Genomic DNA, 11,003 nt, shown 5'->3' with positions numbered 1-11,003 from the left:
AGTCCATTCTCCAGTTAGTTTTAAGGAAGTGAGAATTAATATAATGAGTGAAGGAATAAAAGCAGCATATTTGTCAAAATCACGGAATAGGGAAAAGGTTAGACATTTTATAGATTTTAAACAGTATCATGTTCTTACTGCATCACTAGTATTTATGTCTATGATGATTATAATATTTTCTAATGACAATCCGGTAGTACTTGGATCTGTGTACATATTTATTATAGGAATGATAATATTTTCAAAGGAAAAGCAAAAGTTTAAGACTGGATTCTATTATTTTATTCCAATTGCTGTTTTGATAATAGTTATAAATATGCTTTTTGTAAGTTCAGGAAGTACTACTCTTTTTTATCTTTTTCACAAGCGTTTTACATTAGAAGCTGTAATTTATGCAGTAGTTATGTGTTTTAAATTTTTAGCTGTCATATACCTTTTTTTAATACTTGAGATCATGATTGATACGGATAAATCAGTTTCTTATTTTTCGTCTATAATGCCAAAGTCAACTCTCATGCTTATGATAAGCTTTAAACTTATTCCAACTATGAAAGACAGATTTAAGAATTTAAAAGAAATATATGAAATAAGGGGAGTTATATTTAACAAGAAAAAAGCAAAGGAAAAAGCACACAGCTATATTCCCGTAATGTCAGTACTTTTAGAGGATTCTATGGAAGGTTCTTTTAGCATAGGTGAATCTGCCTATGTAAGGGGATTTTTAAGTGGCAGCAGGAGTGTTTATGATAGACAAAAATTTAAAAATAAGGACTGGGAAGTTATAGTTTTAAGCGTAGCTCTCATGATATTTTATGGTGTAGCACAGTTTAAAAAATGGGTGGAGTTTAACATATATGACGGTGTGACTGCTGTTAATTTTTTTAATATTGGTATAGCCATAATTATTGCGTCTATAGTAGTAATTACTTTAACCATAATTTTTAATAGTGAGGAGAAGGAATATGTCGTATATAGAGATTAACAATTTAAATTTCACTTACCCACTTGAGAAGCACAGGTCGCTAAAAGACATAAATTTATCTCTGGAGAAAAATGATTTTCTTCTCATAGCAGGCAGATCAGGCTCTGGAAAATCTACGCTTGCAAGGGCTATAGTAGGAACAGTACCTAATTTTTATGGAGGTACTATAGGTGGAGAAATAAAAATAGATGGTGAATTGGTAAACAAAATGAGCCATAAGGAAAGGGCAAAAAAAATAACTATGGTTTTTCAAGATCCAGAAAAGCAGCTTGTTATGAACAAAGTACACAGGGAAATAGCTTTTGGGCTTGAAAATATAGGAGCAGATGAAGGAGTGATAAAAAGGAGAGTTTATGAAGCTCTTCAGTTTTCTGGCATACTTCATTTGGCAGAAAGGGATGTAACTTCTCTCTCAGGAGGAGAAAAGCAAAAAGTGGCAGTAGCCTCTGCTCTTGTATATATGCCAAGATGCATCATATTAGACGAACCTACTTCCCAGCTTGATCCTTCATCTGCGGAGGAAATGTTAAATTTAGTAAAAAAGATAAATCAAGAGCTTGGAATAACGGTTATAGTTATTGAGCAGAGAGTAAACAGATGGTTTGATACTGTTGACTCTATAGCGATTATGAACGATGGAACTTTAGAATTGTTTAAAGATAAAAAGGATTTTTATGATAACTGTAATCAAAGACAGTATATGTTTATGCCGGATTATCTTAAGCTTTTTAAAAAATTGGATTTTAATGCTATGCCTCAGGACTTTAAAGATGCCAGGGTTAAGATTTTAAATAGTTCTTTAAAATTAAAAGAAAAGGATAAAAGCATTTTTCAGGAAAACGATGAAGCAGAGGTACTTTCTGTAAAGAAAATGGGCTGTAAATATGGGTCAAAAAAAGTTTTGAATAATTTAAATTTTAATGTAAAAAAAGGTGAATTTATAAGCATAATGGGAGCTAATGGTGCAGGAAAAAGTACTCTTTTAAAATGTATTATGGGGCTTAAGAATTATGAAGGAACAATAAAGCTTTATGGGAAAGACATAAGTAAGATGGACATACGTCAAATAGCAAAGCATATAGGATATGTATCTCAAAATCCTAATGATTATTTGTCTAAGGAAAGTGTATATGAAGAAGTAAAATTTACTATGGATAACTATGGTATATATGATGAGAAGGTTATAGAAAATATCTTAAAAGAACTTGAAATATATGACTTGAGAGAAAAAAATCCAAGAGATTTAAGTGGCGGACAGCGTCAAAGGGTAGCAATTGCAACTATACTTGTCTTGCAGCCGGATATGATTTTGCTTGATGAACCTACCAGGGGACTGGAAAGTGGACTTAAATATAAGTTAGGCAAATTACTGGAAAAATTAAATAAAAAAGGAACATCTATTGTACTTATAACCCATGATACTGATTTTGCCAGTAATTTTTGCAAGAGATACATGATTATGTTTAATGGTGCCATAGTAGCAGATGGGGATAAAAAACAGGTACTAGGAGATGGAATATTTTATACTACTTCTATAAATAAACTGCTTAGAGATAGGGAAGACAGTATATTTACATTGGAAGAAGCGCTTGGAAGGTGTGAGGTATGAAAAGATTAATAATTGCAATTACAGCTGCCATAATTATAGTATTAATGGCGCTTACAGTAAAGAGTGATTTTCAAACTGGAGTTTCAGTTATGTGTATGGTTGGTGTTTTTGCAATTTTATTTATGAGTTATTTTTATTTTGAAAAGAGTAATGCAGGAACAAAAGAAATAGCAATTATAGCTACGTTGAGTGCTTTTGCCACCGTTGGCAGAATAGCTTTTGCGCCTATTCCAAATGTAAAACCTGTTACATTTTTAGTTGCTTTAACTGGATTTGTGTTTGGACCTTATGAGGGATTTTTAGTTGGAAGTACTACAGCTTTTTTATCCAATATATTCTTTGGACAGGGTCCTTGGACACCATGGCAGATGTTTTGCTGGGGACTTGTGGGAATTATAGCAGGTTTTTGGGGTAAAAAAGGAAAAAAAGTATCAGCTTTTAATTTTTCAGTAGTATGCTTCTTATTTGGCTTTATGTTTGATTGGATTATGGATCTTCAATATATAATTGGATTTGTAAAGCCTTTAAATTTCTGGACGTTTATAGGAGGATATGTATCAGGCCTTACTTTTGATGTTTTACATGGAGGAAGTTCATTTATATTTTCAATTATATTTTATGATAGCTTTTTACCTGTATTCAAACGGTATAAGCGAAAACTCATTATAAGTTATATTCAGCAATAAATAAAGGAGGTAATGTGTATTTATGAATATTAAGAAGAACAAAAAGAAGTATGTTATAGCAATTGCTGCTTTTGTTATATTTGCAATTATGTTTACTTTTGGCTTAAAAGCTGAAAAAATGTATGCTAATACGCTGACAAATAAGCAGATGAGTGCTGAAAATTCTCAAAGCAAATCCAACCATAAAAATGTTGCAGGCAATGCTGCAGAAAATAAAAATAGTTCTACTTCAAAGTCTTCTGAAAACGGTAGTAAATCTTCTGGTTCTGTTGGATCTGATGCATCTTCTTCTGGAAGTAGTAAGTCTTCCCTAGATTATCCATCAGATACTGGATCTAAAAATGGATCAAAATCAAGTAATCCTTCTACTGCTACCTCAAATGGAAGTGTAAAGGTTACTTCTACAGATCCAGAGAGCAAGTGTACTTTTCAGGTTATCGATACAGTCCACGGCAATAAAATGGTTGTTTCAAAAGATGTGGACAAAAGTATGGAGGGTGAAACAGTAGGCTATATAACGGAAAGAATTTTGGATGATGCTAAGATAAATTATAGATGCACAGGTTCTGTTTCTACACTTTATTTTGCAGCTATAGATGGACTTGAAGAGAAAAAAGCTGGGAAACTTTCAGGATGGTGTTATTATATCAGAAAAAATGGAGACAATGTATTTCACAAACCTAATATAGGCAGTGGACAGTGGACATGGCATAGTGGTGATGTAATAGTTTGGAAGTATCTTGCTGATGGAATTCATGATGGTTATGAAGGTGACTGGGGAAAGAGCAGTTTCTAAAATAAAAGAGAAGGGAATGAAAATAATATGAAAAAGAATATTAATAAATTTATTGTATTTTTATGTACACTGGGTATTACAATATCTGGGTTTGAAGCAAATGTAAATGCTGATGCAGGAAGTAAAAATTCTGCTGATAAAACTATAACTAGAGATAGAATTTATGGAAGCGATAGAATTGGAACTTCACTAAAAATAAGTCAAAATGGGTGGAAAGATGGTTCCAGTACTGTAGTTATAGCCCAGGGATATGGTTATGCAGATGCTCTTTGTGCAGCTCCTCTTGCAAAAAAATTCAATGCACCTATAATTCTTTCAAGACAGGATGCGCTAAATGATAATACTATAAGTGAAATTGAAAGACTTAAAGCAAGCAAGGTGTTTTTAATTGGAGGAACAGCTTCATTATCTGATAATATAGTAACTCAACTAAAAGGTCTTGGGATAAGTGACATACAAAGACTTGGAGGTACAAATAGATATGAAACTTCAGTGAAGGTAGCTCAAAATATTGGTAATGTAGATAGTGCCGTAGTTGCATCAGGAAATGGTTATGCAGATAGCCTTTCTATAGCGCCAATAGCTGCAAGTAAAGGTATGCCAATACTTTTATCAGGAAGTGGAAGCTTGCCAGATGTAGTAAGTAACTATATAAAAGGCAGTAATGTAAAAAAGACTTATGTAGTAGGGGGAACTGCTTCTATAGGAGATAACGTAAAAAATGTACTTCCAAATGCTGAAAGGTTAGGAGGATCTACTAGATTTGAAACAAATCTTTCTATACTTCAAAATTTTAAATCAGATCTTAAATTTAACAATGTATATATAGCAGAAGGAGACGGGCCAAGTGGAAATGAATTTGCAGATGCACTTTCAGGTTCAGCTCTTGCAGCACAAAAATCTGCTCCTATGGTACTTGTTTATAAAACTATTTCTGCCAATAATTCAAATTTTATAAAATCTAATATGACAGACAATACTGTACTTACGGCTTTAGGCAGCAATTTAGTTGTACCTGATTCAATTTTAGATGAAATTGAAGGCATATCTAGTGGAGTTTCTTCTTCTGTAGACAATTCACTAAATTCAGCTGTAAGCAAAATATTAAGTAATGCAGAAAAAGAAGGAATAGATGATTGGCAGGCATTGGCAATATCGAGATATGGGGCAGAAGTTCCTGCAAGTTATCTGAGTAATCTTCAAAATAGCATAAGCTCTGTAAATGGAGAACTAACACAACCTACAGATTATGAGAGAACTACTTTGGCACTTATGGCCATAGGACAGGATCCTACAAATTTTCAGGCTAGTGATAAAAGTTATAATTTCATAGAAAAGATATATAATAACAAAGATATATCAGAACAGGGAATAAATGCAGAAGTATTTGCACTTATAGCTCTAGATTCTGGGAATTTTAACATACCTCAGGGTTCTGTATGGACAAGGGATAAGTTAATAAGTGAAGTTTTAAAGAATAGAACAAATGATAAAGGCTGGGATTATGCTGGTGAGAAAGCTGATCCGGATATGACGGGTATGGCACTTACGGCTTTAGCACCTTATAAAGATAAGGCAGATGTGAAGGATGCTGTTAGTACAGCTTTTGCTAAACTTTCTTCTATGCAAGATGCAGATGGTGGTTATTCTTCCTGGGGAGTATCTAATAGCGAGAGTATATCACAGGTCATAATAGCTCTTTGTGCCAATGGAATAGATCCTACAAGTGAAGCTTTTACTAAAAATGGGAAAACCACAATAGATGCCCTTTTAAGCTATGAGGTAGCAGGTGGAGGATTCTGCCATGTAAAAGGAACAGGATACAATGCTATGGCAACGGAACAAGCAACTCAAGCATTTGAGGCATATAAAATGTTTAAGGGAAATGCAGGGAGCGGCATATATAAATTTAAATAGACTATTAATGCATTAGAAAATATTGTGGGGTGCAAGAAAATGAATAAAAAGAAAAAATATATTATAGCTGTAGTAGCATTTGTAGTCTGTGCCATCTTATTTACATTTGCTATAAAAGCTCAGAGAATGTATAGTGACAGCCTTACAAACAAACAGGCAAGTTCCCAAGATACAAATAGTAAATCAAAGGCACTTAGTCAGTCACAGGGTGCTAAAGATAAAGAAAATGGAAAATCAAAAGATGTATCTAAAAGCTCCAGTGGAGCACCTTCTTCTGAAAGTCAAAAAAATGATAAATCCTCATCTATAAGTTCTAAGGGAAGTAGTGCAGGGAGTAATTCCAGCCAGAAAGAAAATAATCCTGCAGTTTCTCAATCTTTAGGTGAAAATATAGTGGTTAAATCGGGTGATCCAGAAGAAAATAATTCTTTTCAGTTTATTGATACAGTTAATGGTAATAGCGTTTTTTTAAGAAAAGATGTAGATAATATGGATGGCGAAACGGTAGGCTATATAACGGAAAGAATTTTGGATGATGCTAAAATAAATTACAAATGTACAGGATCTGCTTCTACAGTATATTTTGCAGCTATAAAAGGACTTGAAGAAAAAAAGGCAGGAAGGCTTTCTGGATGGTGTTATTATGTTAGAAAAAAGGGCCAAAGCAAGTTTGTAAAACCAAATGTTGGAAGTGGACAGTGGATATATCATACTGGGGATATAGTTGTATGGAAATATTTAGCTGATGGCATACACGATGGTTATTCAGATGATTGGAAATAATATGATTCATGGGAGAATGCAGTTGAAAAAATCTATTTTATTTTGTTTAGCTATTGGAATATTTTTTAGTGGATGTAGTTCTACAAATAATACTAAATCTACAAACTTAGCTATATCAAATTCTGATACTACCTTTATAATGGGTGGAAAGATTGCAACAAATGACAGTGTAGATATAACTTCTAATATTTCCGGAAGAGTTTCTGAAATGTCCACAGAATTAGGTAAAAAGGTAAATTTGGGAGATGTTGTTATCAAATTAGATACATCAGATTTACAGAGCAAGGTTGATCAGGCTAAGTCAGCAGTAAATGCAGTACAGACAAACTTATCTAGTGCAGCTACTTCAACTGCATCTAATATTTCTCAATATCAATCTGAGCTGGCTCAGGCCCAAGCTCAATTAAAAACTTCAGAGGCATCTTTAAAAGATGCCTCTATTACAGCACCTATTTCGGGTATAGTAAGTTCGCAAAACATTAATGTAGGAGATATGGTTATTCCAGGTAAACCACTTATTTCAATAGTTAATGCAGATAATCTCTATGTAAATGTATATGTACCAATAAACGTTTTAAATCAAATTCAAGTTGGGCAGAGTGTAGTGATAAAAGTACCAGATATCTCAGATAATAGGTTTTTAGGAAAGATAGCTGTCATAAATTCAAAAGTGAATTCACAGAGCCAGGATGTTCTTGTGAAGGTAACTTTAAATAGTAAAAATGGACTTTTAAAACCAGGTATGTTTGCAGAGGTTGGATTGAAATAATGAAAAAGGTGGGTTAATATGAAATTTGGTACAGTCATTAATATAGTTAAAAATCGTAAAAAAGTGGTTATAGGAATATTAGCAGCAGTTTTAATAATAGCTATTGGTTGGGTTTCCTATTATGTATATGAACACGTGTATTATGTAGCTACTGATGATGCAAAAGTTACGGCAGATGTGATTAAAGTGGGTTCACAAATTCAAGGAAAAGTATTACAATTTAATGTAAATGAAGGAGATTTAGTTAGCAAAGATGAAATATTGGCACGTCAGGATATGGGTAATCTCCCGGATTCTAGCATAGAACAATCTTTAATAAAATCACCTATTAGCGGTATTGTTGTAAAAAAGGAAGTGAATGCAGGGGAAGTTTTATCACCAGGAAAAACTGCGGTACTTTTAGCAGATCCTGAAAACTTTTATGTTACTGCAAAGATAGATGAAACAAAAATAAGAAGATTAAAGGTTGGACAACCTGTTCAAATAACTATAGATGAATATGGCTCACAAAAGTTTCAAGGAAAAATAAAATCTATAAGTGAAATGACAGAAGATGCGTTAAATCCCACAGCATATTCAACTGACAGAAAGCATAACAGAAAAGTTGAAAAAATACCTGTAAAAATTATATTTGATAATTCTAAAAAATTAAAAAATCAACTTACATTGGGCACTAATGCCTCTATAAAAATTTGTGTAGTAAACCAAAATACTAAAAGTAAATAGGAAGTGTGGAAAATTGTTGAAGTTAATGAATTTATCTACATATAATTATGATGTTGAAAGATTTCATTGTAATAAAAATAATATCATAAACTTTTTAAAAAAACATAAAATGGATGGTATTGAGCTTTTGCATCCCATAGGACTAGATGAAAATATTATTCCATGTAACCTTGTTAAAGGTGTCCATTTAAAGTATTATCCTACATGGCTAGATTTTTGGAATAATAATACACAGGAACTTTTAAAACAATTCAAAAGTTTGGATGTTATTGAAAAATATTATGGTGGTACTAACAGAGAAATTATGATAGAGCATTATAAAAAAGAGATCAAAATGGCTGATAAGATTGGTGCAGAATATGCTGTTCTTCATGTAGCTCATGTACAAGAAAAGCATGTTTTCAATTATGATTTTACATATACTGATGAAGAAATTATAGATGCTGCTAGTGATCTAATAAATGAAGTTTTTAAAGGCATGGATACAAACATAAAATTACTATTTGAAAATGAGTGGTGGCCTGGATTCACCATGTTAAGTTATGAAAATGCATATAGGTTATTAGATAAAGTTAATTATTCAAATAAAGGATTTGTATTGGATACATCACATTTAATGAATACAAATTTGCATCTTAAAAGTGAAAAACAGGGAATCGAATATATAATAAATACTGTAAAAAATTTAAGAGAATTAAAAAATTTGATAAAGGTTATACATCTTAATTGTTCTTTATCAGGTGAATATGTAATGAAAAAAATAAATAACACAAGAGGAAAAGAGTTTATATTACCTCCAATGAGTGAAGAAATATTTATGCATGTTTTTAATATAGACAGTCATAAGCCTTTTACAGATACTTGTGTAAAAAAGCTGCTGGATTTTGTAAAACCTGAGTATCTTGTCTATGAGCTTGTTGGAAACTCTATTGGAGAGCTGGAAAAATATATTGACACTCAAGATGAAGCTTGTTTATTATAATAGGTACATTAAAGAGCATACTTGACATAAAAGAGGATTTGTGAGAGAATTAACATAAATAATTACATGGTGTAATTTTACAGTAATTATCATAAAAGAATATAAAAAAGATATAGGTGCATTATTATGCTGAAAAGGGAAGCCAGATGAAAAGTCTGCACGGTCCCGCCGCTGTGAAAAAGGAGTCCTTATTTATATGTCACTGGGAAACTGGGAAGGCTATAAGGATGATGATCTTAAGTCAGAAGACCTGCCTATATTGTTTAGGAACCATTAAGCTCTACGAGTGATAGGGAGGTGACTTAATTTTAGTATATTAATTTGTTATTATACATTTTAACCCTCTTAGTCTAGTCTAAGAGGGTTAAAATCGTTTACTATATAGTAAACGATGCAATTTATTAAAATTGGAGGCTTTATAAAATGCATATTGAAGATGGAATTTTATCACCACAGGCCTGGGGTACATGGTATGTAATAAGTGCCATGTTTATTGTACCGGGCGTTAAAGAGATTAAAAGAAGAGTAAAGGAGAATTTATATTATAAACCTTTTCTTGCTATGATGGGAGTGGCAGTATTTGTTATTTCTTGCATGCACTTTCCTGTACCTGTAACCGGTTCCTGTTCTCATCCTTGCGGCACACCACTGGCAGCTATTGTAGTAGGACCACTAGCTACTGCTGTAATCTCAGCTATTGGATTGTTTTTTCAAGCCATATTTTTGGGACATGGTGGTATTACAACTATAGGTGCCAATGATTTTTCAATGGGTATTGCAGGAGGAATTTCAGGATATTTTTGCTGGAAGGTTTTAAGGCATTTTAAAAGCCCTATATGGCTTGCAGCTGGAGTGGCAGGTTTTGTTGGAGATATAGTTACATATTTGGTAGCAGCTTTGGAACTTGCAATAAGTTTGCATGGACATATTCCTATAGTGAAGCAGTGGATGATATTTTTTGCAGGGTTTGGACCTACTCAAATACCTCTAGCTATAGGCGAAGCAGTATTTACAGCTGTAATTCTGCAGGTTATGGTAAGTAGGCGTCCTGATTTAATGCCAGATGTACTTGGACGGAAATATAAGGAGGCAAGATAGCGATGAAATCAACTACAAATGCAGTAGATATAGAAAATAAGAAAGGTACAAGCATTAAATTTATAGATGGATTTACTAAATCTATTCTAACGGTATTGTTAATTTTGTTGGTTCTTATATTTGGAGCAGGTAAGTATATGAGCAGTCATAACATGGAGGCTGGTGGCACTGATGACAAGGTAAACACCATGGCTTCAAACAAAATTAAAGCAGATCACCATCCATTTATTGAATTGCCTGGTGATGCAGAAGTAGGAGCTTTTTCTGTGGCAAATTTTTGTGCAGGATTGATAGTTGGACATCATTGGGAGAAAATATTTGGCAAATCAAAGTCAAATAAAAAATCTTTAGAGAAAGAGTAGAGTATAAACGAATCATTATTACAGAATTTTTTTATAATTAAAATATTTAATGCATTTTACTTGACAAATGAATGGCGTAAGTATATAATATAAACATAATCAAATAGTAAAGTATGTGGTTTACATAGGTAATTAAAAGGGAAAATGGTGAAATTCCATTACAGCCCCCGCTACTGTATTGGGTGACGATTTTAAATTTCCACTGGAGTATTCCGGGAAGGAATTAAAGAGGATGATCCTATAGTCAGGAGACCTGCCTATACTTTTGAAATAATCTTTCGGAGGGAAAGATT

At 32.8% G+C, this 11,003-nt stretch carries 11 protein-coding genes and 2 riboswitches; all 11 genes read left to right on the top strand.

Annotation, left to right across the window (positions count from 1 at the left end; all coding sequences use genetic code 11):
- Positions 1–43 precede the first annotated feature (43 nt).
- The 11 genes from CLAU_RS01555 to CLAU_RS01505 all read left to right on the top strand — a co-directional run bounded on the left by CLAU_RS01555 (position 44) and on the right by CLAU_RS01505 (position 10,710).
- Positions 44–982, top strand: a complete 939-nt coding sequence (locus CLAU_RS01555) for an energy-coupling factor transporter transmembrane component T (protein WP_013238882.1) — start codon at positions 44–46, stop codon at positions 980–982.
- Entirely contained in the window at positions 963–2,591 is a 1,629-nt protein-coding gene (locus CLAU_RS01550; protein WP_013238881.1) for an ABC transporter ATP-binding protein, read from the top strand. The genes CLAU_RS01555 and CLAU_RS01550 overlap by 20 nt, the downstream gene beginning before the upstream one ends.
- The gene (locus tag CLAU_RS01545; RefSeq protein ID WP_013238880.1) at positions 2,588–3,277 is read left to right on the top strand and encodes an ECF transporter S component; all 690 of its coding nucleotides are present in this window, start codon (positions 2,588–2,590) and stop codon (positions 3,275–3,277) included. The genes CLAU_RS01550 and CLAU_RS01545 overlap by 4 nt, the downstream gene beginning before the upstream one ends.
- A 22-nt stretch (positions 3,278–3,299) precedes the next feature.
- Positions 3,300–4,073 (top strand): DUF4430 domain-containing protein, encoded by a 774-nt coding sequence (locus tag CLAU_RS01540; protein WP_013238879.1) that lies wholly within the window; start codon positions 3,300–3,302, stop codon positions 4,071–4,073.
- Between the two features lie 27 nt (positions 4,074–4,100).
- Positions 4,101–5,990: a cell wall-binding repeat-containing protein gene (locus tag CLAU_RS01535; protein ID WP_013238878.1), complete on the top strand. Its 1,890-nt coding sequence runs from the start codon at positions 4,101–4,103 to the stop codon at positions 5,988–5,990.
- A gap of 39 nt (positions 5,991–6,029) precedes the next feature.
- Positions 6,030–6,773: a hypothetical protein gene (locus CLAU_RS01530; protein WP_013238877.1), complete on the top strand. Its 744-nt coding sequence runs from the start codon at positions 6,030–6,032 to the stop codon at positions 6,771–6,773.
- A 16-nt stretch (positions 6,774–6,789) separates the two neighbouring features.
- Complete coding sequence (locus CLAU_RS01525; RefSeq protein WP_242825728.1) at positions 6,790–7,542, top strand: efflux RND transporter periplasmic adaptor subunit; 753 nt, start codon at positions 6,790–6,792, stop codon at positions 7,540–7,542.
- 18 nt (positions 7,543–7,560) lie between these two features.
- Entirely contained in the window at positions 7,561–8,268 is a 708-nt protein-coding gene (locus CLAU_RS01520) for an HlyD family secretion protein (RefSeq protein WP_013238875.1), read from the top strand.
- Positions 8,269–8,281: 13 nt separating this feature from the next.
- Entirely contained in the window at positions 8,282–9,250 is a 969-nt protein-coding gene (locus CLAU_RS01515; RefSeq protein WP_013238874.1) for a sugar phosphate isomerase/epimerase family protein, read from the top strand.
- 97 nt (positions 9,251–9,347) lie between these two features.
- A riboswitch (cobalamin riboswitch) is annotated at positions 9,348–9,522 on the top strand.
- Between the two features lie 151 nt (positions 9,523–9,673).
- The gene (locus CLAU_RS01510) at positions 9,674–10,348 is read left to right on the top strand and encodes an energy-coupling factor ABC transporter permease (RefSeq protein ID WP_013238873.1); all 675 of its coding nucleotides are present in this window, start codon (positions 9,674–9,676) and stop codon (positions 10,346–10,348) included.
- A 2-nt stretch (positions 10,349–10,350) separates the two neighbouring features.
- Positions 10,351–10,710 (top strand): hypothetical protein, encoded by a 360-nt coding sequence (locus CLAU_RS01505; protein WP_013238872.1) that lies wholly within the window; start codon positions 10,351–10,353, stop codon positions 10,708–10,710.
- 98 nt (positions 10,711–10,808) lie between these two features.
- Positions 10,809–10,985, top strand: a riboswitch (cobalamin riboswitch).
- Positions 10,986–11,003 lie beyond the last annotated feature (18 nt).

It is taken from the genome of Clostridium autoethanogenum DSM 10061, assembly GCF_001484725.1.
Classification (GTDB): Bacteria; Bacillota; Clostridia; order Clostridiales; family Clostridiaceae; genus Clostridium_B; species Clostridium_B ljungdahlii.
Note: the sequence above shows the minus strand (reverse complement) of the source record. Positions and strands in the feature narration are given on the sequence as shown.

Excerpts from the sequence above, each read along its gene's own strand:
- CLAU_RS01545 (WP_013238880.1), top strand. The coding sequence starts at position 2,588 with ATGAAAAGATTAATAATTGCAATTACAGCTGCCATAATTATAGTATTA.
- CLAU_RS01520 (WP_013238875.1), top strand. The coding sequence starts at position 7,561 with ATGAAATTTGGTACAGTCATTAATATAGTTAAAAATCGTAAAAAAGTG.
- CLAU_RS01510 (WP_013238873.1), top strand. The coding sequence starts at position 9,674 with ATGCATATTGAAGATGGAATTTTATCACCACAGGCCTGGGGTACATGG.
- CLAU_RS01525 (WP_242825728.1), top strand. The coding sequence starts at position 6,790 with ATGCAGTTGAAAAAATCTATTTTATTTTGTTTAGCTATTGGAATATTT.
- CLAU_RS01530 (WP_013238877.1), top strand. The coding sequence starts at position 6,030 with ATGAATAAAAAGAAAAAATATATTATAGCTGTAGTAGCATTTGTAGTC.
- CLAU_RS01535 (WP_013238878.1), top strand. The coding sequence starts at position 4,101 with ATGAAAAAGAATATTAATAAATTTATTGTATTTTTATGTACACTGGGT.
- CLAU_RS01555 (WP_013238882.1), top strand. The coding sequence starts at position 44 with ATGAGTGAAGGAATAAAAGCAGCATATTTGTCAAAATCACGGAATAGG.
- CLAU_RS01550 (WP_013238881.1), top strand. The coding sequence starts at position 963 with ATGTCGTATATAGAGATTAACAATTTAAATTTCACTTACCCACTTGAG.
- CLAU_RS01540 (WP_013238879.1), top strand. The coding sequence starts at position 3,300 with ATGAATATTAAGAAGAACAAAAAGAAGTATGTTATAGCAATTGCTGCT.
- CLAU_RS01505 (WP_013238872.1), top strand. The coding sequence starts at position 10,351 with ATGAAATCAACTACAAATGCAGTAGATATAGAAAATAAGAAAGGTACA.